The organism is Streptomyces sp. HmicA12, assembly GCF_000373565.1.
In the GTDB taxonomy this organism is placed as follows: domain Bacteria; phylum Actinomycetota; class Actinomycetes; order Streptomycetales; family Streptomycetaceae; genus Streptomyces.
Genome location: NZ_KB891816.1, coordinates 54,231 through 80,151, shown reverse-complemented (window position 1 = coordinate 80,151; position 25,921 = coordinate 54,231). Strand labels below are relative to the sequence as shown.

Sequence of the window (25,921 nt, the reverse complement as noted above, 5' to 3'; positions counted from 1 at the left end):
GGCTCCGCCCCATGACAGAACCGATCGATCCGGTCGTGGTGGTCGCCGCCGCCCTGTACGACACCGACGGCCGACTGCTCGCCGCGCGACGGAGCGCGCCGCCCGAGCTCGCGGGCCGCTGGGAACTGCCCGGCGGCAAGGTCGAGCCGGGTGAGGCGCAGGAGCACGCCCTGGTCCGCGAGCTGCGCGAGGAGCTCGGTGTCGAGGCCGACCCCGTGGCCCGGATCCCGGGCGAGTGGCCCCTCCCGAAGCCGGGCTACGTGCTGCGCGCCTGGCACTGCGCCCTGCGCTCCGGCGCCCCGCGCCCCCTCCAGGACCACGACGAACTCCGCTGGCTCACCCCGGACGAAGTGTGGTCGGTGCACTGGCTGGACCAGGACGTACCGGCGGTCAAGGAGGCGACAGGGGACGCACCCCCTACGCCGTCCGTGCCACCCCGCACCACGTGAAGCGATAGCACCCCGCCGCGTCCGGGTATATCCCGATTAACCCTCTGAAACCGGACAGCATCTGCCGGTCAGAGCTCATCGCGGGCCAGGGAAGTGATCGGAGTGCTCCACACCCAGGGCGATTGCGCCGAGTGGGCCTTCCCCGCCGACCCGATGGCCGTACGCAGAGCACGCGCCGCGGTCCGCGCCCAGCTGGCCGCCTGGGAGCTCGAAGCCCTCAGCGATGTCACGGTCCTGCTGGTCAGCGAGCTGGTCACCAATTCCCTGCGGTACGCGTCCGGGCCCATCGACGTCCGTCTGGTCCGCCCGGCAGGCCCCCGCGGCGCCCTGCGCGTCGAGGTCTCCGACCCCCTTCCCGATCCGCCCCGGATGTGCGCCGCCCACCCCGACGACGAGGGCGGCCGCGGCCTGCAGCTGGTGGCCGGGGCGTCACGGCGCTGGGGGATCGGGCCGGGGGGAGCCGGGGGCGCGGGCAAGACGGTGTGGTTCGAGCTGGCGCTGCCCGGGTGAACGTACGCAGTCGGGCGCACGCCGGTTAAGCGGGTCCCGCCTGGTTAAGAGACGAGGATGTGGAACTCGACTGGGGAACGCGGTGTGTGGGCGCACCCGCACTCTGGGTACGGAAACAGTCGGTCCCGACGGGCCAAAAAGGGTCGGGACCATGGTGTGATCGTGAACACCGTGTCGTGCGGCTCCGTAGTGCTGGATACTGCGGGCAGCCGCCCCGGTGACCGGTGCCGGACGCGGTGAGCTGGAGGGGACGGTTCGCGTGAGCGAGATACCAGCGAAGGCCGGGGCGTCCGAGGGCGCCCCGGACGCGGCGTCGACGCGGGACGCGGGCCGGGGGCCGCGAGCGGAAGCGCAAGCGGAAAACGGGCCGAGTGCCGCCGACGCGGGCGACCGGCCCGTGACGCCCGGGCCCGCAGGGCCGGCCGGGCACGGCGGGCAGGCAGACATCTGGCAGACGAGCCCGCCCGGTTCGATCTACGACTACATCAAGGTCGCCTCCTTCTCGATCGGCCCCGACGGGCTGATCGACCAGTGGAGCCTGCGGGCCGCGCAGATCTTCGGCGTCGCCGCCGAGGACGCCGTGGGCAAGGACCCCATCGAGGCGTTCGTCCCCGCCGAGCTGCGCGCCCGCGGACGGCGCAAGATCGCGGAGATCCTGGACGGGCGGGAGTGGACCGGCGTCGTCCCGTTCCGCACGGTGCCCGACCGGCCCGACGGCCGCGGGGAGCCGCAGACCGGCACGGCCGAGGTCTACGTGATGCCGTCGACGACCGAGTCCGGCGAGCGTGCCGCGCTCTGCATCGTCGTGGACGTCCAGACCCTGCGACAGATCGAGACGGACCTCGCCGCCTCGCAGGCCATTTTCGGCCAATCTCCTTTCGGCTTCCTGTTGTTCGACACCGAACTGAAGGTCCAGCGGGCCAACCGCACGTTCACCGCGGTCTTCGGCGGCCAGGTCGAGGAGCACCGCGGCCGCACCGTGCACGACTATCTGCCGCGCCACGAGGCGGACCGGGTACAGGGAGCGCTGCGCCGGGTCCTGGAGACCGGTGAGGCCGTCACCGACATGCAGCTGGTCGGCACCGCGCCGGACTCGTCCGAGCGGCGCCACTGGTCCATCAACCTCTACCGCGTGCACAGCGGTTCGGGCCGCCCCATCGGCATCGCCGGACTGTCCAACGACGTCACCCGGCGCCACGCCGCCGCCCGCGAGGCCGCGCACGCCCGCCGCAACCTGGCGCTCCTGAACGAGGCGGGCGCCCGCATCGGCAACTCCCTGGACCTGGAGACCACCTCCCGCGAACTCCTCGACGTCGTCGTCCCGGGCTTCTGCGACCTGGCCTCCGTCGACCTGTACCAGGGGCTGCTCGCGGGCGACGAGACCGCGCTGATGAGGCACAGCCTCGCCGACGGCAGCGCCGAGCTGCGCCGGGTCGCCACCGCGAGCGCCGTGGCGGACGTGCCGTTCCTCGACCTGGGCGGCGAGGAGCCGGTGAACGTCGGCGCCGTGCACCGCTTCCCGTTCAACTCGGCCTGCGCGGACGCCCTGCGCACCGCACGCCCACAGCTGCTGCCCGCCGAGTCGGGCGGCCTCGTGCAGTCGACGCTCGCCGTGCCGATGGTCGCGCACGACACCGTCGTGGGGCTCGTGCAGTTCTCCCGCACCAAGGGCAGCGAACCGTTCAGCGAGCGGGACCGGGCCCTCGCCGTCGAGCTGGCCGCCCGCGCCGCGGTCTGCATCGACAACGCCCGCCTGTACCGCCGTGAGCACGAGCGCGCGCTGATACTGCAGCGGTCCCTGCTCCCGCCCGACAACCCCGAGGCGTCCGGCCTCGACATCGCCTGCCGCTACCTGCCGGGCAACGCGGCGACCGAGGTCGGCGGTGACTGGTTCGACGTCATCGAACTCCCCGGCCACCGCACCGCGTTGGTCGTCGGTGACGTGATGGGCCGCGGCCTGCGCGCCGCCGTCGCCATGGGTGAACTGCGCACCGCCGTCCGCACGTTGGCCCTGCTCGATCTCGAACCGGCCGAAGTGCTCAGCGCCCTCGACGAGATCGCCCGCGGCCTCGGCACCCCCGGCGGCGTCCAGCAGGCGACCCGCGCCGCCCGCTCCGCACCCACCTCGTTCGGCGGCGAGGACCTCTCCGAGGTCTACCTCGCCACCTGCGTCTACGCGGTCTACGACGCCGTCACCCGGCGGTGCACGTTCGCCAACGCCGGCCACCTGCCGCCCGTCCTCGTCGAACCCGGCGAAGGCGCGCTCATGCTCGACGTACCGCCGGGCATGCCGCTCGGCGTCGGCGGCGAACCGTTCGAGGAGGTCGAGGTCGAACTGCCCGAGGGCGGACTCCTCGCGCTCTACACGGACGGCCTCGTCGAGTCCCGCGACCACCCGCTCGACGAAGGGCTCTCCGCCTTCCGCAGCGCGCTCGACGACCCGCCCACCCGTCACCCGGCCACCACCCCTCAACGACCGGGCTCCGCCCGGACCCCTGTCAAATCCCTGGAGGACGTCTGCGACCACGTCCTCACCACCCTCGACACCCACCACGGCGAGGACGACATCGCCCTGTTGATGGCCCGCGTCCAGGGCCTGCCGAAGGAGAACGTCGGCGACTGGACGCTGCCGCGCGAGCCGAAGTCGGTGGGCCGGGCGCGCGAGTTCACGCGGGCGCAGCTGACCTCCTGGGACCTCGAACCGCTCGTGGACACCACGGAGCTGCTCGTCAGTGAGCTCGTCACCAACGCGCTGCGCTACGGCGAGGGCGAGATCAGGCTGCGGCTGCTGCTCGACCGCACGCTGGTGTGCGAGGTGTGGGACGCGGGCCTCGTGCAGCCGCGCAGGCGCCGCGCCCGCGACACCGACGAGGGCGGTCGCGGCCTCCAGCTCGTCGGCCTGCTGAGCGCCTCCTGGGGCTCGCGGCGCACCCCGCGCGGCAAGACGGTCTGGTTCGAACTCCCGCTGCCGGACGGCGAGTCGGGAATGGTCGACCCGACGGAGGCGCTGCTCAGTCTGTTCTGACGCTCAGGGCGTGCTCTTGAGCGCGGCGAGCCGGGCCTCGATCTCGGTCGCGTCGCCGAGCGCGTCGAGCTGCTCGAACTGCGCGTCGAGGGAGGACTCGGCCAGCTCCTGCTTGCCGAGCGCCTTCGCCTCCTCGCGGCGCACCTTCTCCTCGAAGCGGCCGAGTTCGCTGGTGGGGTCGAGGACGTCGATGTTCCTGGCCGCGTCCAGCATCTGGTTCTGCGCCTGGGCCGTCTTGGCGCGGGCCACCAACTGGTCGCGCCTCGACTGGAGTTCGGCCAGCTTCGCCTTCATCTGGTCGAGGCCGGCCCTCAGCTTGTCGACCACCTCGGTCTGCGCGGCGATGGTCGGCTCGGCGTCCTTGGCCTCCTTCTCGGACTGCAGCTGCCGCCCGAGCGCCACCTTGGCGAGGTTGTCGAACTTGTCGGCCTCCGCGATGCTCCCGCCGCCGCGCAGCTCGTCCGCCTTCTTGCTGGCCGCGAGCGCCTTGCCGCCCCACTCGGCGGCCGCGTCCACGTCCTCCTTGTGGTCCTGCTCCAGCATCCGCAGGTTGCCGATGGTGGTGGCCACCGCCTCCTCGGCCTCCGTGATGTTGTTCGAGTAGTCGCGGATCAGCTGGTCGATCATCTTCTGCGGATCCTCGGCGCTGTCGAGCAGTGCGTTGATGTTCGCCTTCGCGAGCTGGGTGACCCGGCCGAGGATGGTCTGCTTCGTCATGGTCAAGTCCTCAAGTTCGGTGCTGTACGAGCCAGTTCATGGGTTCGAGGGATCGGGATCGCGGGGTCAGAAGCGCCCGCCGCCGCCCCGGCGGCCGCGCGTCCCCCCTCCGCCGAAGCTGCCGGGCCCGCCCCCGCCGAAGCCGCCGCCACCCCTTCCGGCCCCTCCGCCACCGAAACCGCCGCCCATGCCGCGCCCGGCCCCGCGCAGCACCTCGCCGAGGATGATCCCGCCGAGCACCGCGCCACCCGTGCCGCCGCCGCGCCCGCCGCCCCCGTAGGGATTGCCGTACGAGCGCACGTCCCGCTCGGCGAGCGACTGCGCCTGCCGGGCCAGCGCGTCGGCCCGCTGCGCCTCGGTGAGCGCGGCCGCCGGGTCGCTCTCCTCGCCGGCCTGCGCGTTCGCCAGATGCCGCTCGGCCTCCGCGAGCCGGGTGCGGGCCTCGCTGCCCACCGCGCCGCGGTGCGTCGTGATGAAGTCCGCGGCGGCTCCCGTACTGCTGCGCGCGGCGAGCAGGGCCTGACCGAGCAGCGAGCGGGCGCGCGCGGTGCCCGCCTCCCGCTCCCGCGCCGCCACCAGCGCCTCGTCGAGCGCCGCGTCCGCCTCCTCCACGCGACGCAGCGCGTCGATCGGGTCGTACGGGCCCGCCGCCAGCTCCGCGCGCACCTGGGCGACGACGGACTCGACGCGCCCGACACGGCCCTGCAGATCTGCCGTGGACACGCCCTGCGCGGTGCCGTGCAGGAGGCCGCGGGCGTCCGCGAGGTCGGTGTCGGACTCGGTGAGCGCGGCGGGCAGCTTCTCCTCCGCCTCGGCCAGCTCCCCGGCGAGCCGGTCGATCGCGGTGACGAACGTGGCGGCCTGGTCGACCGCGCCCTCGGCGGCCCGCAGGTGGACGGCCGCCTTGCCGCCCTCGCCCGCGTCGACGCTGCCGCGGGCCTGGTTGAGCTGAGTGGTGGCGAACACGAGCCGGTCCTTGGCCTGCTCGACATGGCCCGCCACGGTCTGCAGCGCGGCCGCCGCGTACCGGCCGCCCAGGGCCGTCATGGTCTGCTGCGCCGTGCTGGTGCGCGCCGCCAGCTCCCGGAACGAACGCTCGGCGTGGGCGAGCGCCTCGGGCGCGTTCTTCTCCAGGTCGCGCAGCCGGTCGAAACCGGCGGACGCGGCGTCGAGCCCGTTCCCGGCCGTGGCGCAGCGGCTGATGATCTCGTCGAGCATGCGCCGCTTCGTCGCGTCGTCCTCGGGAAAGGCGTCGTCGAGCTGCTGGCGCAGCGTGAAGGCCGCGGTCAGCTCCGTCTGCGCGGACGCGAGCGCCGCGGTGAACTCCTCGACCGCCTCGTCCCCGAACTGGGCGGTGGCGAAGCCGAGTTCCTCGGTGCTGGTGCGCACCGCGTCGTCGGTCTCCACCAGCGCGAGCCTGGCCTGCTTGTCGAGGTCGGGCAGCGGCGTCTGCGGCGGCTTTCCCCAGCCCTGCGCGGGGGCGGTGGCGGCGGGCTTCTTCCTGCGGCGGGTGTACGCGAACGCGGCCACGGCACCGGCCCCGCCGATGGCGATGACGGGCAGCACCAGGTCACCGGCGCCCCCGCTGTCGGCGGCGGCGCCCGCGCCCGGGTCGGCGGCGCCGGGCGTGATCGTCGGGGTCGGCACGGGCTGTCCCGCGACGACGGCCCCGATGCCGTTCGCGGCGCCGATCGCGGCCCCCGCCCAGTCGTTCTTGCGCAGCGCCGGTTCGACGGAGGTCCGCGCGATGTCCTGGATCTGGGCGTCGGTCAGCCGGGAGTCCTGGTCGACGGAGAAGGCGTACTGCCGGTCGTGCGTGGCGACGGCGAGCAGTACGTCGTTCAGGCCCAGACCGTTGCGGTCGGCGGTGGTGTTGGCCCAGCTCTGCGCGGAGCGGCCGGAGAAGTCGCGTACGTAGGCGACGTAGAGCTGGATGCCGCGCGTGTCGTCGAGATCGGCGAGGGCGGCCGCGGTCACGCCCTCGCGGTCGGCGAGGGCGTCCACCTTGTCGGTGATCTGACCGGTGCGGGAGAGGGTGACCGGGTCGTCGGCGTGGCTGGGCGTCGCGGGCAGCAGCAGCCAGACCAGCGTGATCAGCACGGCTGCCGCCGTCCGCACGGCTATCGGGCGCGGAGTACCGGCGGGCGTCACATTTGGGAGCGTATGTCCGGTAAGAAGGTGCCGCGACCGGGGCGCCCCCACAGCACCCGCTCGGTCGCGGCACCCGTTCTTGGGCCCGGCGTCTCGTCGCCGTCCACCGGCCGGTGGGGGCTGGTCGCGCAGTTCCCCGCGCCCCTGAGGTCCGCGGCTTCGCCACGACCTCCCCTGGGCGAGCGGAGCTCGCTTCAGGGGCGCGGGGAACTGCGCGAGAAGCCCCACCGGCCGTGAGGTGAGGAACGAGACCGTCACACGGCAGACGCTCAGGGGCGCGGCGGTGACGGAACCGGCCGGGCAGCGCCCCGGGGCCGCGGGGTCAGGGGCCGCGGCCCCGAGGCGGAGTCGCCGGGTGGACCAAGGGGGAGTAGGACCACCCGGCGACGGTTCAGAGGGTCAGCCGCGCGGCAGCACGCGCTCGCGGCCCAGGCCACCGAGCCAGTGCGCGGCCGGCTTGGGCTGGCGCTCGAAGGTCTCGCGGTCCCAGCCGATCAGACCGAACGTCGCCTTGTACGTGCCCCACTCGTAGTTGTCGAGCGCGCTCCAGGCGAGGTAGCCACGGACGTCGATGCCGTCCTCGATGCAGGCGGCGACGGCGTCCAGGGCGCCCGCGTAGTAGTCGACGCGGCGCTGCTCGTCACCGGTGGCGATGCCGTTCTCCGTGACGATCAACGGCGTGCCGGGGCCGATCAGTTCGGCCGTGTGCCGGATCGCGTGGCCGACGGCGGCGGGGTAGTACTCCCACTGCGTCAGGGTGCGCTCGGCGTCCGCCGGGGCCGGGACCGGCCCGTCCGTGCCGATCTTGGTCCGGGTGTAGGACTGCACGCCGATCCAGTCGTCGCCGCGCGCGGCCTCGATGAAGATGTCCTCGCGGGGGTGACGGTAGGCCGCGGTGACGTCCTCGGCGCCGGGCTCGGCCTGGTAGACCTGGTTGGCGATCGTCCAGCCGACCTGGATCCCGGGGTCGATGGAGCGCACGGCCTTCACGGCGGCGTGGTGCGCGGCGATGACCGCGTGGGTCGTCTCCTCGTCGGGGAAGGGCAGACCGGCCGGCGGGAAGCCCTGGTCGCCGCGCTTGGCGAGACCGGCCATCACGGCGATCATGTTCGGCTCGTTGATGGTGCAGACGTGGCTGACGCCCTCGGAGATGATCGGCGCGCACTCCTCCACGTACCGCGCGAAGAGCTCGACCGCGCCCTCGGCGGTGAAGCCGCCCAGGTCCTCGAACCACTGCGGGATCGTGAAGTGGTGCAGCGTCACCATCGGGCGCAGGCCGCGGGCGATCGCGCCCTCGACCATGCGGCGGTAGTGGGCGATCTCGGCGCGCGAGAAGTAGCCGCGGGCGGGCTCGATGCGGGCCCACTCGACGCTGAACCGGTAGTCGGTGAAGCCGAGTTCGGCCAGCAGGTCCATGTCCTGCTCCCAGCGGTGGTAGCTGTCGCAGGCGTCCAGGCTCGGCTCCTGGATCTTCGCCGCCGGGTCGTGCTCCTTGCGCCACCAGTCACTGTTGACGTTGTTGCCCTCGATCTGGTGGGCGGCGGTCGAGGCGCCCCACAGGAAGCCTTCGGGGAAGGGGGTGGTGACCGTGGGGGCAGGGGTGCGCGTCATGGTGAGAATGCCTGTCTTTCTACGTGCTACGTGCGTGGGGGAGGCCGGGGCGAGGGGCCCGCGGGCCTACTTCATGCCGGCGGTGGCGATGCCTTGGGTGAAGTGGCGCTGCAGGACCGCGAAGACGAGCAGCACGGGAAGCACGACGAGCAGCGAGCCCGCCATCAGCATTCCGTTGCCGCCGCCGACCGTGCGGTTCGGGTCGTTGGCGAAGGTCGCGAGCGCCACCGGGAGCGTGTACTTGTCGGGGTCGTTGGTCGCGATGAGCGGCCAGATGAAGTTGTTCCACGACCCGAGGAACGTGAAGATCGTCAGCGTCGCGAGGGCCGGCTTGACCAGCGGAATCACGATGCGCCAGAAGATGTACCACTCACCGGCGCCGTCCATCCGGGCCGCTTCGAGCAACTCGTCCGGGATGGCCTGCATGAACTGCCGCATCAGGAAGACACCGAAGGCGCCCGCCGCGAAGGGCAGCACCAGACCCGCGTAGGTGTCGAGCAGGTTCAGCTGGTTGATGAGGACGAACAGCGGCAGGACCATCAGGTTCGCCGGGACCATCAGGGCCGCGAGGACGATCCCGAAGACCTTCGAGCGGCCGGTGAAGTTCAGCTTCGCGAGCGCGTAGCCGAGCATCGAGCAGAACAGGAGATTGCACACGGTCACGAGGACCGCGACGATCACCGAGTTCATGAAGTACCGCGGCATGTCCAGCTGGTCGAGCAGATCGCTGAAGTTCTTCAGCGTCCACTCGGACGGGATCCACACCGGCGGGCTGGCCGTGAGGTCCTTCTTGGTCTTGAAGGCGCTCAGCGCCATCCACAGGAAGGGCGCGGCCATCACCAGCAGACCGAGCGAGGCGACGACGTAGAGCAGCGGCTTGCGGGCCCGGCCGTCGGGACGGTGGCGGGTGGGGGTGACGGCGCTCATTTCGTGTTGTCCTTCATCAGTCGCAGCTGCAGCACCGTGATGCCCATGATCACCACGAAGAGGACGTACGCCATGGCGCTCGCGTAGCCCATGTTGAAGAAGCTGAAGCCCTGCTTGTACATGTCGAGCGACACGGTCAGCGTGGCGTCGGAGGGGCCGCCCTGGGTCATCACGAAGGGCTCCTCGAAGACGTTGAGGTAGCCGATCGTGGTGATGACCGTGGCGTACAGGAGCGTCGGGCGAAGGAGCGGCACCGTGATCCGGCGCAGCTCCTGCCAGGCGTTCGCCCCGTCCAGCCGGGCGGCCTCGCGGACCTCGGTCGGGATGGCCTGCAGACCGGCGATCATCAGGACCATCACCGTGCCGAGGTTGCGCCACACCGCCATGAGGATCAGGGACGGCATGGCCCAGGTCTCGGAGCCGAGGAAGTCCGGTGCCTTGAAGCCGAGTTCGTCACCGAGCCCGGCGATCAGACCGTCCGACGGGTCGAGCACGAACCGCCACACGATCGCCACGGCGACGATCGTCGTGACCACGGGGGCGTAGAAGCCGACGCGGAAGAACGTGCGGGCCCGGTCGATGCCGTTGTTCAGCAGGACCGCGACGAGCAGCCCGAGCCCGATGGTCAGCGGCACCCCGACGACCACGAAGTAGGCGGTGTTGAACATCGCCCGCAGGAACTGGTCGTCGCTGAAGAGCTTGGTGTAGTTCTCCAGGCCGACGAAGTTCGCCTCCAGCGGCTGTCTGACGTTGCGCTGCCCGAAGTCGGTGAAGCTCATCAGGAGCGTCGCCACGATCGGGAAGAGCATGAAGACGCCGAACAACGCCAGGAACGGGGTCGAGAACAGCCAGCCGGCCAGGTTCTGCTTCCCCATCGCGCGTTTCTTGCGCGGTCCCCTGCCGGTGGTGGTGCCTGCGGCGGGCTCGCCGCCCGGGGCCTTGGAGGCCCCGGAGCGTGCGGGGGTGGGGGTCGTGGTGGACATGGTCCGCCCTTCGGACTACCGGCGTGCGGTGTGCGCGCACGCCGGGGTGGGGAGGTGCTGCGCCAGGCCGTGTCCGCACCGTCCCGCCGTCCGCCCGGAGTGCGGGAGGGACGGCGCGGACACGGCCTGGGCGGTTGCTGCGACTACTTCTGGACGAGGCCCTCGATGGCGGACTGCGCCTCGTCGAGCGCGGCCTTCGGGGAGGCCTTGCCCTGGGCGGCCTTCTCGATCGCGGTGTCGACCTTCGACGTGATCTCGGACAGCTTGGGCTGGTTCGGCGAGGCCTGCGCGGACTCGACCTGCGTCCGCCAGATCTTCATGTTCGGGTCGCTGGCCAGCTCACCCTTCTCCCACGCGGTCATGTTCGCCGGGAGGTCCTTGGTGCGCCGGTACCAGTCGGCCTGGCCCTTGGTGTCCGTGAGGTACTTGACGAGGTCCTTGGCCGCGGCCTTGTGCTCGCTGTCCGCGGAGATCGTCAGGGCCGAGCCGCCCGCCATGGAGGCGGAGGTCTTGTCGGTGGGCACGTTGGCGATGGCCCACTTGCCCTTGAGGTCCGGGTAGTTGTCGTCGAGCAGGCCCATGTGCCAGGGGCCGCCGAAGAACATCGCGACGTCGCCGGTGTTGAAGTCCTTGGTCACGTCGTAGCCGGGACGCACGGACTTCGCCGCGAGGCCCTCCTTGAAGTAACTGGTGTAGTTCTCCAGGGCCTTGACGGCGGCCGGGCTGTTGACGACGGCCTTGCCGTCCTTGCTGACGATCTCGCCGTCGGCCGAGTACAGGAACTGGTAGAAGCTCTGCACCGAGTCCAGGCCGTTGGGCTGGATCGACAGGCCGTACTCGGAGCCGGCCTTCTGGTACTTCTCCGCGGCCTGCTTCAGCTCGGCCATGGTGCCCGGGGCCTTCTTGATCCCGGCCTTCTTGGCGAGGTCGGTGCGGTAGTACAGCACGCGGGTGTCGACGTACCACGGCACGCCGTACGTCTTCCCGTCGTACGAGCCCTGCTCCCAGCCGGACGGGAAGTAGTCCTGCTCGTGGAAGGTCTTGGTGTCGACCGGCTCCAGGGCGCCCATGTCCGCGAACTCGGTCATGTAGCTGCCGCCCATCTGCATCACGTCGGGCAGCTTGTTCGCGGCCGCGGCGGCGACCAGCTTCTGGTGGGCGACGTCCCAGCCGATCGGGGTCACCTTCACCGTGATGTTCGGGTTCGCCTTCTCGTAGACCTTGGCGACGTCGGCGAGCTTCTCGCCCTCGGTGCCCATCGCCCAGACGGTCAGCGTCTGCTTGGCATCAGCCTTCACCTGGTCGCCGCCGGAACCGCCGCAGGCGGTGAGGGTCAGCGCGGACGCCAGGGTTACGGCGATCGCAGCGGTGGTTGCGCGGCGGTTCATGGACGGCTCCTCCTTGAGCGGACCGTGGAATGTATGCGCTGTCTGTAAGCGCATACATCACTGTGTGGCAGTCGCCTCTGATGTGGCAAGAGGGGTCTTGGTCACACTCCCGTAACGGGTGGGGAGGTGGTGGTGCTGCCTGGGCGACGCGCCCGGGGCGTTCCGGGTGTTCACCTGTTGTTGAGCGTAAAACAGACATTCCAATTTGAGTCGGGCCACCTCGGGAAAATTGGCCTGTACCGGGTGTGATCTCTGTCCTAAGGTCGCGGCCATGACAGTCTTCACGCACGAATTCCCCTTCGATCCGACGTACGGATACACGCTCGACCAGCTCATGGACGTCCCGGCGCCGGGCGACGCCCCCGACGACTTCGACGGGTTCTGGCGCGGCCGGTACGAGGCGGCGCGGGCGGTCGCGACCCGGCCCGAGCTGGGGCCGCTGGTCGAGGAGCGGGACGGCGTGCGGATCTACGAGGTCACGTACACGTCGGTGGGGGGCGTGCGGCTCGGCGGGTGGCTGGCGCTGCCGGTGGAGGGCGTCGTCGAGCACGGCTTCGTCATCGGGCACGGGTACGGGGGCCGGGACCAGGCGGGCCCCGATGTGCCGCTGCCGCTGCCCCGGTCGGCGGCGATCCTGCCGTGCGTACGCGGGATGGTGGAGCGGGGCCTCGTGGACGGGGTGCCGACCGTCTCCGCCGAGCACGTGCTGCACGGGATCGGGGCCCGGGAGACGTACGTCATCGGGGAGTGCGTCGCCGATCTGTGGTGCGCGGCGACCGCGCTGCTCGAACTCGTCCCGGAGCTCCGGGAGTTGGTGACCGCCGGGCAGGGGCTCGGGTATCTCGGGGAGAGTTTCGGGGGCGGGCTCGGGGCGCTGGCGCTGCCGTGGGACGACCGCTTCGCGGCGGGGGAGCTGACGGTGCCGACCTTCGGGAACCATCCGCTGCGGCTGACGCTGGACTGCGCGGGGAGCGGGGCCTCGGTGCGGCGGTACCACGCCGATCACCCCGAAGTCGTCGACGTGCTGCGCTACTTCGACGCGGCCACGGCGGCGACCCGCCTGACCAAGCCGGTCCTGGTCGCCGCCGCGCTGTTCGACCCCTCGGTGCCGCCGCCGGGACAGTTCGCCGTGCACAACGCGCTGGCCGGGCGCGGGGAGCTGCACGTCATGGAGGCGGGGCACTTCGAGTACGCGGGCAAGGACGTGGCGCAGGCCGAACTCGCCTCGGCAAAGGGTGAGTTCTTCAAGCGGGCACTCGTCTGACGGTGCGCTCCCGTCACCGGCCGACCGCCGGTGGGGGCTTCTCGCGGCAGTTCCCCGCGCCTCTGTTCGCCCGCGCGTCTGCCGGGTGCCCTTGTGGCGCGGGTGCGGCCCGGTGGGGCTTCTCGCGCAGTTCCCCGCGCCCCTGAAGCGAGCTCCGCTCGCCCAGGAGGCTGCGCGAAGCGCATGCCTCAGGGGCGCGGGGAACCGCGCGCAGCAGGGCCACCGGCCGTCGGGTCGCGACGAAGCGGCAATGGGGCGGACGCGGATCTGTCAGGGGCGCGGGGAACTGCGCGAGAAGTCCCACCGGCGGAAAGCCCCGCACGATCGGCGCTCCGGCGGACGTGAAGGCGAAAAGGGGCGCGGGGCTGCGTCACCGGCCGCGACGAAGCTCGCGCCCGGTAATGAAAGGCCGAGCCCTACGAGGGGCTCGGGCAGCCGCAGCTCTCGCGCCGCGCCACCGACACCGGCAGCATCATCGACACCGGCTCCTTGTCCTGCCGGCCCGTGAGACGGCGGACCAGGAGTTCCACCGCCTCCTCGCCCATCTGCCGCATCGGCTGACGCACGGTGGTGAGCGCGGGGCGCACCAGGCGGCTCAGGGCGATGCCGTCGAAGCCGGTGACCGCGATGTCCCGCGGCACGCGGACGCCCCGGCGCTCCAGCGTGTGCAGGGCGCCGACCGCCATCTGGTCGTTGGCGAAGAGCAGCGCCTCGGGGCGCTCCCCGGGGCGGTCGAGCAGGGCGTCGGTCGCGCGGGCGCCCTCGGCCTGCGTCATCATGCTGACGCGGAGATCGGGTTCGTCGGCCGCCGGGATCCCGGCCGCGCGGCACGCCTCGACGTACCCGCGGAAGCGGGCCTGCACGTCCGGGGACTCCTCGGCGCCGATGTAGGCCAGGCGGCGCAGGCCGTGGTCCTCGATCAGGTGCCGGGTCAGTTCGCGCTGGCCGTCGGTGTTGGCCGCCTCGATGTGGTCCAGGTGGTCGAGGTCGTCGGACTCGCGCGGGCCGGCCAGCATGACGACCGGCTGGCGGCGCGAGATGACGTCCAGGTCCTCGGTGGGGATGGTCCGGGCCAGCACCGCGAAGCCGTCGACGCGGCCCGCCACCTTCGCCACCTGGCTCTCGGGCCCGCCCTTCAGGGACGCGGCGATCAGCAGCGCGTACCCGTGACGGCGCGCGGCGCGCTCCATGCCGCGGATGATCTGGTCGGAGTAGAGCATCGCGACGTCTTCGTCCGGCTCGTCCCCGAAGGCGGCGGCGCCCGCCTCTGCCTCGGACTCGGCGTCCGGGTCGGAGTAGTCCGGGAAACACAGGCCGAGCACGCCGGTGGAGCGGCTGGCGAGCCCGCGGGCGTTGCCGCTGGGCACGTAGCCGAGCTCGCGGGCGCTGGCGAGGACCCGCTCGCGGGTCTGGGCGCGGACCGAGTCGGGGTTGCGGTAGACCCGCGAGACGGTGGCGATGGACACGCCGGAACGTTCGGCGACGTCGTACACCGTGGGGGCTGAGCTCACTGGGTGGACCCCCGAGTGCGTGAAGTGAACAGCAGGAATGAAAGCGCATTCACCCTAGGTCGCGAGAGGGGAGCGGGGCAAGGTCCCCCCGTCCCGTGCCCCGTCGGCGTAGGTTCGCGTCAGGTCCACCGCCGTGCTCAGCCGCCGCTTCTCCCCGGCGTCGAGGCTGGGGTTGGCGGCGCGCCGGCGGTGGGCCTCGTCGAGCGCGTCGGCCACTCCGGGCGGCGGGTCGCAGAGCAGCGCCGCGAGCGCCACCCGGGTCGGCTCGGCCTCCGGGCGGCCGGGCGTCACCGCGACCTCCGCCAGGATCAGCGCGGACATCGCCCAGTCGAGGGCGGGCGCCCCCTCCTCGGCGTTGGCCCAGTCGATGACGACGGGCCCGCGTGCCGTGCGGATCACGTTCTCGGGGTGCAGGTCGAGATGGAGTACGTGGCCGCAGGGCCGGGGCGGGAGTGCGTGCAACGCCCTGAGAAGCAGGGCCAGTTCGTGGCCCGCGCCCGCAGGGGAGAGGTCGCCGCGCAGCGCCGCCTCGGCCTGTGTCGGGCCGTCGAGCCGCTCCATCACCAGGTCGCCCGGAGGCAGGTCCGGGTCGCTGCGGACGCGCGGTGCCGGGTAGCCGTGGCCGTGCACGTACGCCATGACGTCGGCCTCGCGCCCGGTGTCCCACCCTGCGCGGTAGCGGCGCAGCACCCAGGCGTCGTCGAGGGCGTAGACATCGGCGGTCCGGCCGGAGCCGAGGAGGCGGGGTGTCGCGGTCACGTCTCTGCTCCGCATCCGTGAGGGCCTTCGCGTGAACGGTCCGCGTGGCATCCGACACCGCGTACCGCCCACCGGTCAACCACGCGTTCCGCGGGTTCCACCGCACACAGGGAAGCAATCAGTCGTTTACGGGCATAGTCCCACCCGTGGATACCTTCGATCTCGTTCTCGTCCTCCTGTGCGCGGCCGCGGCCGTCGTCTACGTGATCGCGGCCGTGGCCGCGATCGCCGGTCAGCGCCTGCTGCTTCCGTGGCAGCGCGGCCGGGTCCGGCGGCCGCGGATGTGGGGCTGGGGCGCGCTGTTGCAGGTGGTGTTCTTCGGTGCCGTCGCCCTCCAGCTGTCGTCCGAGGACGTCTGGGGCGGCCTGCCGCTCGCGGGGCTGCTGTTCCTGTTCGCGGGCATCGGCCTCTTCCTGGCGGCGGAACGCCCGCCCAAGGCCTGACCCGGTCCCGGAGCCCGGCGCCGAACGTCCGCCCCGTCAGCCCTTCCGGCGCATGATCTTGTTGCCCAGCCACACCACCGGGTCGTACTTACGGTCAACCGCCCTTTCCTTCAAGGGAATCAGCGCGTTGTCCGTGATCTTGATGCCCTCGGGGCAGACCTCCGTGCAGCACTTGGTGATGTTGCAGTAGCCGAGCCCGTGCTCGTCCTGCGCGGTGGCCTTGCGGTCGAGGCCGCCCTCGGCCGCCGCGTCCAGCGGGTGCATGTCCAGCTCGGCGACCCGCATCAGGAAACGCGGGCCCGCGAACGCCGCCTTGTTCTCCTCGTGGTCGCGCACCACATGGCAGGTGTCCTGGCACAGGAAGCACTCGATGCACTTGCGGAACTCCTGCGGGCGGTCCACGTCCTCCTGCATCATCCGGTACTCGCCGGGCCCGAGATCGGTCGGCGGCACGAACGCCGGGACCTCCCGCGCCTTCGTGTAGTTGAAGCCGACGTCGGTGACGAGATCCCGGACGACGGGGAAGGCCCGCAGCGGCGTCACCGTGATCGTGTCCGCGCGGTCGAAGACCGACATCCGCGTCATGCACATCAGGCGCGGGCGTCCGTTGACCTCGGCGGAGCACGAACCGCACTTGCCCGCCTTGCAGTTCCAGCGAACCGCCAGGTCGGGAGCCTGAGTCGCCTGCAGCCTGTGGATGATGTCGAGGACCACCTCGCCCTCGTTCACCTCGACCTCGAAGTCCTCCAGGCCGCCGCCCCCGGTGTCCCCGCGCCACACCTTGAAGTGCGCGTCATAGGCGTCGCTCACTCGAACAGCTCCTCGTCGGCCAGGTACTTCACCAGTTCCTCCTTCTCGAAGAGGGCGAGCAGGTCGGGACGGACGGGTTCGGTCTCTTCCCGTACGAGGCTGATCTGGCCGCGCACCGGATCGGTGGCCGCCAACCCGCCGGTGGGATCCCGGAGTTGGCACAGCAGGTTCACCCGGCGCCACTCGCGGTCCATCGCCCCGTGGTCCTCACGGGTGTGGCCGCCGCGCGACTCCGTACGCTCCAGGGCGGCGCGCGCGACGCACTCGCTGACCAGGAGCATGTTGCGCAGGTCGAGCGCGAGGTGCCAGCCCGGGTTGAACTGCCGGTGCCCCTCGACCCCGGCCCGTCGCGCCCGCACCCGCAGGTCCGCGAGCTTGCGCAGCGCCTGCTCCATCTCGTGCTCGCGGCGGATGATGCCGACCAGGTCGTTCATCGTCTGCTGGAGCTCCTGATGGAGCGTGTACGGGTTCTCGGGGACGGTGCCCTCCTCGTGGCCCTCCGCCGAGAAGGGGCGCAGCGCCTCGGCCGCCGCCGTGTCGACCTGGATCTCGGCCACGGCCGGGCGCGCGGTGAGCCCTTGCGCGTACGCCGCCGCGTGCAGCCCGGCCCGGCGCCCGAACACCAGCAGGTCGGAGAGCGAGTTCCCGCCGAGCCGGTTGGAGCCGTGCATCCCGCCGGCCACCTCGCCGGCCGCGTACAGACCCGGCACGCCGCGGGCGGCAGCGGTGTCCGAGTCGACGGCGATGCCGCCCATCACGTAGTGACAGGTCGGCCCGACCTCCATCGGCTCGGCCGTGATGTCGACGTCCGCCAGCTCCTTGAACTGGTGGTACATGGACGGCAGTCGGCGCCGGACGACCTCGGCGGGCATGCGCGTGGACACGTCCAGGAAGACGCCGCCGTGCGGTGATCCGCGCCCGGCCTTCACCTCGGCGTTGATGGCGCGGGCCACCTCGTCGCGCGGCAGCAGCTCCGGCGGGCGCCGGTTGTTGTCGGGGTCGTCGTACCAGCGGTCGCCCTCGGCCTCCGACTCCGCGTACTTCTCCTTGAAGACGTCGGGGACGTAGTCGAACATGAACCGCTTGCCCTCGGAGTTCCTGAGCACCCCGCCGTCGCCGCGCACCGACTCCGTGACGAGGATGCCCTTCACCGACGGCGGCCAGACCATGCCCGTCGGGTGGAACTGCACGAACTCCATGTTGAGCAGCGGCGCCCCGGCCAGCAGGGCCAGCGCGTGCCCGTCGCCCGTGTACTCCCACGAGTTCGACGTCACCTTGAAGGACTTGCCGATGCCGCCGGTCGCCAGGACGACGCTCGGCGCCTCCAGGACGAAGAAGCGGCCGCTCTCGCGGTCGTAGCAGAAGGCGCCGGAGACCCGCTCGCCGTCCTCGTCCTTCAACACCCGTGTGACGGTGCACTCCTGAAAGACCTTCAGGCGTGCCTCGTAGTCCCCGAACTCCTTCATGTCCTCCTGCTGCAGCGACACGATCTTCTGCTGGAGGGTGCGGATCAGTTCGAGGCCCGTACGGTCACCGACGTGCGCGAGCCGCGGGTACTCGTGGCCGCCGAAGTTGCGCTGCGAGATCCGGCCGTCCTTCGTGCGGTCGAAGAGCGCGCCCCAGGTCTCCAGTTCCCAGACCCGGTCCGGGGCCTCCTTCGCGTGCAGTTCCGCCATCCGCCACTGGTTGAGGAACTTGCCGCCGCGCATCGTGTCGCGGAAGTGGACCTGCCAGTTGTCCCCGGAGTTCACATTGCCCATGGCGGCCGCGATGCCGCCCTCCGCCATCACCGTGTGGGCCTTGCCGAACAGGGACTTGCAGATCACCGCCGTACGCGCGCCGCGCTCGCGCGCCTCGATCGCGGCCCGCAGCCCGGCGCCCCCGGCGCCCACCACGACAACATCCCACTGCTGTCGCTCCACCACACTCATCACAAGGCCCCAACCATTAGAAGAACCGCGGATCGTCGAAGGCGCCGGAAGCGACCAGGTACACGTAGAAGTCGGCGAGCGCGACGCTCACCAACGAGGCCCAGGCGAGCAGCATGTGACGGGCGTTCAGTTTCCCGACCCAGCCCCAGAGGCGATAGCGCACCGGGTGTTTCGAGAAGTGCTTGAGGCGGCCGCCGATGATGTGCCGGCACGAGTGGCAGGAGATCGTGTACGCCCAGATCAGCGCGATGTTGAGCAGGAACACGAGGGTGCCGAGGCCCATGTGGCCCCACGCGTAGTTCTCGTCGCGGAACGAGAGGACCGTGTCGTAGGTCAGGATGCAGGCGACGAGCACGGCCGCGTAGAAGAAGTACCGGTGGATGTTCTGCAGGATCAGCGGGAACCGCGTCTCACCGCTGTACTTCTTGTGCGGCTCGGCCACCGCGCAGGCCGGCGGCGACGCCCAGAAGCCGCGGTAGTAGGCCTTGCGGTAGTAGTAGCAGGTCAGCCGGAAGCCCAGCGGGAAGATCAGGATGAGCAGGGCGGGGGACAGGCCCCACCAGCCCCCGAAGATCTCCCAGTTGGGGCCGTGCCGCATCGGTTCGCAGTTCTCCGCGAGGCACGGCGAGTAGAACGGAGAGACGTACGGGGCCGCGTAGTAGTCCGCGTTCGCGAAGGCCCGCCACGTCGAGTAGACGACGAAGGCGAACAGGCCGGCGGCGGTCGCCGCCGGGGCCAGCCACCAGCGGTCCGTGCGCAGGTGCGGCGCGGCGATCGCGGCCCGCGTCCTGCCCCGGACGCCGGTGCCGCTCTCGGGATGGGGTTCGGTACTGGTGGGTTCCGTGCCGGTGGCCAACGAAGCCTCCGCTCGAAGGATCAGGAACGTAGCCGGGGATGCGTCAGGGGGCGTGCCTGTCCCGTGCGCCGAGCCCCTCGTCGTCGGAGTCGGTCCACAGGGAGCTGTCGTACGGGGTGTCCGGGACCGGTACGTACTCCGGGCGGCGCGGTTTCTCGTGCGCGGCGGCGGCCTCGCGCAGCAGGGCCAGGCTTTCGCGCAGGTGGTCGGCGTCGGCCCGTACGCGCCGGATGTCGGGGCCGCCGCCGAGCTGTGGTTCGAGGCGGCCCACGGCGCGCGTGAGGTCGTCGAGGCAGCGCGTCGCTGCCGTCAAGTCGTCGTGCAGGGACATGACTTGCCCTCGCTTCCGCTGGTGCGGCGGAGATGCTCATGCGCCTGCGAGTGTCGCGCGTCACATTGCCGTTGTGAAGGGAGCGGGCCGGATTGCCGGGGCGCGGACTGGTGTGCGCCCCCTGTTTGCGCCCCGGGGGAGGAGTGGACCTGTCCGTGGGCGGCTGCGAGCAACCACGACGAGACCTGCACCCGCGAAACAAGCGCACCCGGCACGCGCAAAGGCCCGTCGATTGGGCCGCACGAGTGGGCTTCCCGGGCGTGTCGCCGTGTCTCCCGCGCGTACGCACCCCCATCCCCTTCAGTGGGTCGATAGATGTGATCAGCGACATATACCGCCAAACGTGATCAACCGGCCCGCACCGGAGGTACAGGTACCCGTGAAGCCCCACACCCCCAGGCGTCCAGGACCCGCCGTACGGTCAGCCGCGTTCCTCGTGAGCGGCGCCCTGGCCGTGACCGCGCTCGCGGGGTGCGGCTCCGGTGACGACGAGGCCGGCAAGCCCTCCGCCGGACAGGACATCGCGCCCGCCGCCCGCGACCGGATCCAGGACGGCGGCACCCTGCGCTGGGCCGTCGACGCCCTGCCGCGGACCCTCAACGCGTTCCAGGCGGACGCCGACGCGAGCACCGGCCGGGTCACCGGCGCCGTGCTCCCGTCGATGTTCCGGCTCGACGCGCAGGGCCGCCCGCAGGCCGACCCCGACTACCTGGAGAAGGCCGAGGTCGTCGAGACCGAGCCGAAGCAGGTCGTCCTGTACAAGCTGAACCAGCAGGCCGTCTGGAGCGACGGCCGCGAGATCGGCGCCCCCGACTTCGCGGCCCAGTGGCGCGCCCTGTCCGGCAAGGACAGCGCGTACTGGACCGCGCACAACGCCGGCTACGACCGCATCGAGAAGATCGAGCGCGGCGCGAACGACCTCGAAGTGCGGGTCACGTTCTCGAAGCCGTACGCGGACTGGAAGGCGCTCTTCTCGCCGCTGTACCCCAAGGACGTCATGGGGACCCCGGACCACTTCAACGACGGCGCGCGGCGGGGGCTCAAGAACACCGCGGGCCCCTTCGCCATCGACGCGATCGACCGGGACGCCGGAACGGTCTCGCTCAAGCGCAACCCGCGCTGGTGGGGCAGCCCCGCCAAGCTCGACAAGCTGGTGCTGAGCGCCGTGCCGCGCGACAAGCGGGCCGCGGCCCTCGCCGACGGCCGGCTCGACCTCGCCGACCTGGACGTCGGCGGCGCCGACCGCATCGCGTACGCCGCCCGCGACCGGGGCACCTCGGGCCCGCTCACGCACGGCCCGGGTGCCGCGCTCACCCCGGGCAAGGCGCTGCGCTCCTGGGCGATCGCGCACAGCGAGGACGAGGACGCCGCCGAGGAGGAGATCCGGGCGCGCGCCAAGACCCGTAAGGCCGTCAAGAAGTACGCGAAACAGCAGGAGAACCTGCGCGGCTTCGTCGTCCGCAAGTCGCTCGAACCGGCCTACACGCAGCTCGCGCTGAACGGTGCCGAGGGCCCCCTCGCCGACGAGCGCGTCCGGCAGGCCGTCGCGCGCGCCATCGACCGCACCCAGCTTGCAGAAACGGTTCTCAAGCCGCTCGGCCTGCCGGTCACCACCGTCGACAACCACCTCGCGCTGGCCGGCCAGGAGGCGTACGCCGACAACAGCGACGCGCTCGGCGGCCAGGACACCGCGCAGGCGCAGGCGCTCCTCGCGGAGGCGGGCTGGGTACCCGGCGGCCCGCTGGAGAAGAAGGAGAAGGACAAGGAGAAGGAGAAGGAGCGGACGGCGGGCGGCGAGGCCGACTCCGCCTCCGGCAAGGAGGACGACGGCGACGGCACGTACATCGTCGGCGAGGACGACGGGAAGCAGGGCGACGACCAGAAGCCCGGCGCCGACGCGCCGCCGCTGCTGCTCGGTCCGGGCCCCGTCGCCGCCGCCCAGTACGCCGCCCTGCTCCACCAGGCCGACGCGGTGAAGCTGCGCACGGCCGACAAGGAGAAGCGCAAGCACGGCAGCGACCACGCGGCCGAAGGGCTCAGCAGCGACGCCAAGCGGTACGTGAAGCACGGCGGAGCCCCCGGCGCGTACGCACCGAAGGGCACGGCCGCCCCGGCCAAGGCCGCCGCCGCGGGCCCGCTCGCCAAGGACGGCAAGCCGCTCACGCTGCGCTTCGTCCTGCCCTCCGGCGCGGGCTCCGAGCAGCTGCGCTCGGTCGCCGACCGGATCACGCAGATGCTGGAGAAGATCGGCGTCCGCACCGACATCATGAAGGTCGACGACGAGAGCTACTTCAAGGACCACATCGCGTCCGGCGAGTACGACCTGGCGCTGTACTCGTGGCCCGCCTCCGCCTACCCGGCCACCGACGCCCGCCCGATCTACGCCAAGCCGATCCCGGCCGCCGACGGCTCGCTCACCGTCGAGCAGAACTACACCCGGGTCGGCACCGACCAGATCGACCAGCTCTTCGACCAGGCCATCGGCGAGCTCGACGAGGGCGAGGAGCGCTCCCTGGTGAAGGAGGCCGACTCCCGCATCTGGGCGGCGGCCGGCTCCATCCCGCTCTACCAGCGGCCCGAGCTGGTCGCGGCCCGCCCGAACGTCGTCAACGCCGGCGCCTTCGGCTTCCAGGACCCGGCCTACGAGGACATCGGCTACCTGAAGCGCGGCGCGAAGGCGTCCCCGTCGCCCGCCTCGGACGACTGAACCTCTGAACCGGCTCAACTCCGCGACACCGGCCGCCCGGCTCCGCATCCTGGTCCTCTTGATCAGGCGCGGGCGCCGGGCGTTCGCGTGACGGGGAAGGGACGCCGCACATGAGAGGTGCGACGGCGCTGACAGCTCTGGCCCTGGCAGCGGCTCTGACCGCCTGCTCCGGTGGGGGCGAGAGCGACGGTCCGGGCCGGGCCGACGGCACGAAGGAGCACCCGGCCGCGAGCGGGACGCCGCAGGCGCGGGCCTGCGCGGACGGCACGTTCGCCTGGACCGGCGTCCGGCAGACCGACAAGCTGACCGGGGTCTCCGACGCGGCGACGGCGACCGGCAGGGACGGGGGCAGGCGCACCAAGGCGCTGCGGCGGGTCTACACACCCCGCCCCGACGTCACGGGCGAAGGTCCCGACGTCCCCGCGGCCGAGGTGCTCTTCTCGCTGGGCAAGAAGATCGGCGTGATCGAGACCGACGCGCGCACCCTGGCGCGGGCGGACGGCGAGACGTGGAGCTTCACCGACGTGCACCAGAAGCCCCCGGCCCTCGACAGCAACATCACCGAGGCCGGCGGAGCCGCGCGCGACGTCCTGTACGCGGGCGTCCGGGAAGTGACCGGTACCTTCCGTCACACCTGCGCCGACGGCCGCTCCACCACGGGCCGGGCCCGCGGCTGGACGGTCGACCTCGGCGGGATCCTCGCCTGCGACGAGCCCCTCGACCGGTCCGCCGACTCGGCCCTCGCCCGGCAGGCCGCCCGGCTGTCCTGCGACGAGGACGACGCCGCCGCCCAGAAGATCTAGCTCAGATCGAGCTCAACTCCCTTGCCCGCCGCTCCCCCCGGCGGGCAAGCTGCGTAAACCCGTTGACCTGCGCTTTTCCCCCCACACCCCGGTCCCCTCACGCCCTGGCGCGGCCCCCACCCGTCAGGCCACGTACCATGGGGTGAGGCCGTGGCGTGTCCAGCCCGGCAGGGCGCGCGTATCACTGATGTACGCGCAGCCGTCCACTATTCCGGGAGTACGCCGCAATATGGCCACGCGCCACGACATCCGTAACGTCGCCATCGTCGCTCACGTCGACCACGGCAAGACGACCATCGTCGACGCCATGCTCAAGCAGGCCGGCTCGTTCGCCGCGCACGCCGCCGAGTCGCTCGACGACCGCATGATGGACTCGAACGACCTGGAGCGTGAGAAGGGCATCACGATCCTGGCCAAGAACACGGCGGTCAAGTACCACCCGAAGGATGGCGGCGACGTCATCACGATCAACATCATCGACACCCCGGGCCACGCCGACTTCGGTGGCGAGGTCGAGCGTGGTCTGTCGATGGTCGACGCCGTCGTGCTGCTGGTGGACGCCTCCGAGGGGCCCCTGCCGCAGACCCGCTTCGTGCTGCGCAAGGCGCTCCAGCAGCGCCTGCCCGTCATCCTGTGCATCAACAAGACGGACCGCCCCGACTCGCGCATCGACGAGGTCGTCAACGAGACGTACGACCTCTTCCTCGACCTGGACGCGGACGAGGAGCAGATCGAGTTCCCGATCGTCTACGCGTGCGGCCGTGACGGCATCGCGTCGCTGACCAAGCCGGAGAACGGCACGGTCCCGGCGGACTCCGAGAACCTGGAGCCGTTCTTCTCCACGATCCTGGAGCACGTCCCGGCCCCGACGTTCGACGAGTCGGCCCCGCTGCAGGCGCACGTCACGAACCTGGACGCCGACAACTTCCTCGGCCGTATCGCGCTCCTGCGCGTCGAGCAGGGCGAGCTGCGCAAGGGCCAGACGGTCGCGTGGATCAAGCGCGACGGCACGATCTCCAACGTGCGCATCACCGAGCTCCTCATGACCGAGGCGCTCACCCGCAAGCCCGCCGAGGTCGCGGGCCCCGGTGACATCTGCGCCGTCGCCGGTATCCCCGACATCATGATCGGCGAGACCCTGGCCGACCCGGAGAACCCGATCGCGCTGCCGCTGATCACGGTCGACCAGCCGGCCATCTCCATGACCATCGGTACCAACACCTCGCCGCTCGTCGGCCGTGGCGGCACCGGCAAGGGCGCCCAGGCGAAGTCCGCGGTCAAGGACCGCAAGGTCACCGCCCGCCAGGTCAAGGACCGCCTCGACCGCGAGCTGATCGGTAACGTCTCGCTGCGCGTCCTCGACACCGAGCGTCCCGACGCCTGGGAGGTCCAGGGCCGCGGTGAGCTCGCGCTCGCCATCCTGGTCGAGCAGATGCGCCGCGAGGGCTTCGAGCTGACCATCGGCAAGCCGCAGGTCGTCACCAAGGAGGTCGACGGCAAGACGCACGAGCCCGTCGAGCGCCTCACGGTCGACGTCCCCGAGGAGCACATGGGCGCCGTCACGCAGCTCATGGGCGTCCGCAAGGGCCGGATGGACAACATGTCGAACCACGGCTCCGGCTGGGTCCGCATGGAGTTCGTCGTCCCGTCCCGCGGCCTCATCGGCTTCCGTACGGAGTTCCTGACGAACACCCGCGGTACGGGTATCGCCCACTCCATCCACGAGGGCCACGAGCCGTGGTTCGGCACGCTGACGACCCGTAACAACGGCTCGCTGGTCGCCGACCGCGCCGGTGCCGTCACCGCCTTCGCGATGACGAACCTCCAGGAGCGCGGCGTGCTGTTCACCGACCCCGGCACCGAGGTGTACGAGGGCATGATCGTCGGCGAGAACTCGCGCGCCGACGACATGGACGTGAACATCACCAAGGAGAAGAAGCTCACCAACATGCGCTCCTCCTCCGCCGACTCCTTCGAGGCGATCGTCCCGCCGCGCAAGCTGTCGCTGGAGCAGTCCCTGGAGTTCTGCCGCGACGACGAGTGCGTCGAGGTGACCCCGGAGGCCGTCCGCATCCGCAAGGTCGTCCTGGACCAGAAGGAGCGCGGCCGCTCGGCCTCGCGCGCCAAGCACAGCTGATTCCAGCGCGTTCCAGAGGCCGGTTCCCGGGCATCCCGGGGGCCGGCCTCCGGCATGTCCGCCCACGGGCGGCCCGGCCGCACCAAGTGCGGCTGATCATGGGCCAGTTGTGCCCGGCGCACAGCAACTCACAGGAACGGCTGTCGGGTCCGTCCCGCGGGGGCTACCCTGCCGTCTGTCCACGCGTGGTCTACGCGCGGTGAGGACGAGCTCCGCCCGGCGGGTCACGCGGGGCGAGGGCGCCGGGTGTGATGCGTCACGCCGGGGAGTCAAGTGACCTTCTTGCGCAAGCCATTAATTCGACCGTCGCGTCCGCTATGCGGAGACCTTCGGTCGATAGATATGTAACACGTCCGTTTCGCGGTCATCTATCTCGGATCAGTTTGTCCGGATTTTAGGAGATGTACGTGTCAGGTGTGATCGAACCGAGACCGAAAGACAGTGGTCGCAACCGCCCCAGTGGCTAATAGTTGACCGCATAGAGCTCGGGTCAATGGGTCACGCGCTGTGGGGAGCGCCGACTCACGAGCACACTGGGGCACTTCATGTTCGTCGTCAGGGGTGGCGACGGCATGTTTCCTGCGCCCCTTCTTGATGAACAAGTGGAC

The 25,921-nt window shown here is 71.3% G+C and carries 20 protein-coding genes; 8 read left to right on the top strand and 12 right to left on the bottom strand.

From position 1 onward, the window contains the following. Positions 1–11 precede the first annotated feature (11 nt). The 3 genes from B072_RS0125120 to B072_RS0125110 all read left to right on the top strand — a co-directional run bounded on the left by B072_RS0125120 (position 12) and on the right by B072_RS0125110 (position 3,984). A complete protein-coding gene (locus tag B072_RS0125120; protein ID WP_018532706.1) occupies positions 12–449 on the top strand; it encodes a (deoxy)nucleoside triphosphate pyrophosphohydrolase in 438 nt (145 codons plus the stop codon). 102 nt (positions 450–551) lie between these two features. Further along, on the top strand, positions 552–959 hold the full coding sequence (locus B072_RS0125115; RefSeq protein ID WP_018532705.1) for an ATP-binding protein: 408 nt from the start codon (positions 552–554) through the stop codon (positions 957–959). A gap of 259 nt (positions 960–1,218) precedes the next feature. Beyond that, positions 1,219–3,984, top strand: a complete 2,766-nt coding sequence (locus B072_RS0125110) for a SpoIIE family protein phosphatase (RefSeq protein WP_018532704.1) — start codon at positions 1,219–1,221, stop codon at positions 3,982–3,984. A 3-nt stretch (positions 3,985–3,987) separates the two neighbouring features. Here B072_RS0125110 and B072_RS0125105 read toward each other — a convergent pair whose 3' ends face one another. The 6 genes from B072_RS0125105 to B072_RS0125080 all read right to left on the bottom strand — a co-directional run bounded on the left by B072_RS0125105 (position 3,988) and on the right by B072_RS0125080 (position 11,761). Then, positions 3,988–4,701 carry a PspA/IM30 family protein gene (locus tag B072_RS0125105; protein ID WP_018532703.1) on the bottom strand — a complete coding sequence of 238 codons (714 nt, stop codon included), beginning with the start codon at positions 4,699–4,701 and terminating at the stop codon, positions 3,988–3,990. 66 nt (positions 4,702–4,767) lie between these two features. After that, on the bottom strand, positions 4,768–6,852 hold the full coding sequence (locus B072_RS0125100; protein ID WP_234018918.1) for a TPM domain-containing protein: 2,085 nt from the start codon (positions 6,850–6,852) through the stop codon (positions 4,768–4,770). Positions 6,853–7,251: 399 nt separating this feature from the next. Then, positions 7,252–8,463, bottom strand: a complete 1,212-nt coding sequence (locus tag B072_RS0125095; protein WP_018532701.1) for a glycoside hydrolase family 1 protein — start codon at positions 8,461–8,463, stop codon at positions 7,252–7,254. A gap of 66 nt (positions 8,464–8,529) precedes the next feature. Beyond that, positions 8,530–9,390, bottom strand: coding sequence for a carbohydrate ABC transporter permease (locus tag B072_RS0125090; protein WP_018532700.1), 861 nt, complete (start codon positions 9,388–9,390; stop codon positions 8,530–8,532). Then, on the bottom strand, positions 9,387–10,373 hold the full coding sequence (locus tag B072_RS0125085) for a carbohydrate ABC transporter permease (protein ID WP_018532699.1): 987 nt from the start codon (positions 10,371–10,373) through the stop codon (positions 9,387–9,389). The genes B072_RS0125090 and B072_RS0125085 overlap by 4 nt, the downstream gene beginning before the upstream one ends. 143 nt (positions 10,374–10,516) lie before the next feature. Continuing rightward, complete coding sequence (locus B072_RS0125080; RefSeq protein WP_018532698.1) at positions 10,517–11,761, bottom strand: sugar ABC transporter substrate-binding protein; 1,245 nt, start codon at positions 11,759–11,761, stop codon at positions 10,517–10,519. Positions 11,762–12,032: 271 nt separating this feature from the next. Between B072_RS0125080 and B072_RS0125075 the strand changes: the two genes are divergently transcribed. Continuing rightward, positions 12,033–13,025 carry an acetylxylan esterase gene (locus B072_RS0125075; protein WP_018532697.1) on the top strand — a complete coding sequence of 331 codons (993 nt, stop codon included), beginning with the start codon at positions 12,033–12,035 and terminating at the stop codon, positions 13,023–13,025. Between the two features lie 416 nt (positions 13,026–13,441). On the opposite strand, the gene B072_RS0125070 is transcribed toward B072_RS0125075, so the two are convergent. Continuing rightward, positions 13,442–14,536, bottom strand: a complete 1,095-nt coding sequence (locus B072_RS0125070) for a LacI family DNA-binding transcriptional regulator (RefSeq protein ID WP_026246268.1) — start codon at positions 14,534–14,536, stop codon at positions 13,442–13,444. A gap of 54 nt (positions 14,537–14,590) precedes the next feature. Further along, on the bottom strand, positions 14,591–15,295 hold the full coding sequence (locus B072_RS44015; RefSeq protein ID WP_018532695.1) for a phosphotransferase: 705 nt from the start codon (positions 15,293–15,295) through the stop codon (positions 14,591–14,593). A 146-nt stretch (positions 15,296–15,441) separates the two neighbouring features. On the opposite strand from B072_RS44015, the gene B072_RS44010 reads away from it, so the two are divergent. Further along, a complete protein-coding gene (locus B072_RS44010) occupies positions 15,442–15,738 on the top strand; it encodes a hypothetical protein (RefSeq protein ID WP_018532694.1) in 297 nt (98 codons plus the stop codon). A gap of 36 nt (positions 15,739–15,774) precedes the next feature. Here the strand turns inward: B072_RS44010 and B072_RS0125055 are convergent, their stop codons facing one another. From B072_RS0125055 to B072_RS0125040, 4 genes are read right to left on the bottom strand one after another with little or no spacing between them, the layout of a single operon-like run. Next, positions 15,775–16,548, bottom strand: coding sequence for a succinate dehydrogenase/fumarate reductase iron-sulfur subunit (locus B072_RS0125055; protein ID WP_018532693.1), 774 nt, complete (start codon positions 16,546–16,548; stop codon positions 15,775–15,777). Further along, positions 16,545–18,479, bottom strand: a complete 1,935-nt coding sequence (locus tag B072_RS0125050) for a fumarate reductase/succinate dehydrogenase flavoprotein subunit (protein ID WP_026246267.1) — start codon at positions 18,477–18,479, stop codon at positions 16,545–16,547. Before B072_RS0125050 ends, B072_RS0125055 begins: the two co-directional genes overlap by 4 nt. 16 nt (positions 18,480–18,495) lie before the next feature. Next, positions 18,496–19,335 carry a hypothetical protein gene (locus B072_RS0125045; RefSeq protein WP_018532691.1) on the bottom strand — a complete coding sequence of 280 codons (840 nt, stop codon included), beginning with the start codon at positions 19,333–19,335 and terminating at the stop codon, positions 18,496–18,498. 43 nt (positions 19,336–19,378) lie between these two features. Then, positions 19,379–19,666, bottom strand: coding sequence for a hypothetical protein (locus tag B072_RS0125040; RefSeq protein WP_018532690.1), 288 nt, complete (start codon positions 19,664–19,666; stop codon positions 19,379–19,381). Between the two features lie 436 nt (positions 19,667–20,102). Here B072_RS0125040 and B072_RS0125035 point away from each other — a divergent pair, with 436 nt between their 5' ends. The 3 genes from B072_RS0125035 to typA all read left to right on the top strand — a co-directional run bounded on the left by B072_RS0125035 (position 20,103) and on the right by typA (position 25,313). Next, on the top strand, positions 20,103–22,373 hold the full coding sequence (locus tag B072_RS0125035; RefSeq protein WP_018532689.1) for an ABC transporter family substrate-binding protein: 2,271 nt from the start codon (positions 20,103–20,105) through the stop codon (positions 22,371–22,373). A 110-nt stretch (positions 22,374–22,483) separates the two neighbouring features. Then, the gene (locus tag B072_RS45680) at positions 22,484–23,176 is read left to right on the top strand and encodes a hypothetical protein (protein WP_018532688.1); all 693 of its coding nucleotides are present in this window, start codon (positions 22,484–22,486) and stop codon (positions 23,174–23,176) included. 229 nt (positions 23,177–23,405) lie between these two features. Continuing rightward, positions 23,406–25,313, top strand: a complete 1,908-nt coding sequence (gene typA, locus B072_RS0125025) for a translational GTPase TypA (RefSeq protein WP_018532687.1) — start codon at positions 23,406–23,408, stop codon at positions 25,311–25,313. The last annotated feature ends 608 nt before the right edge of the window (positions 25,314–25,921 follow it).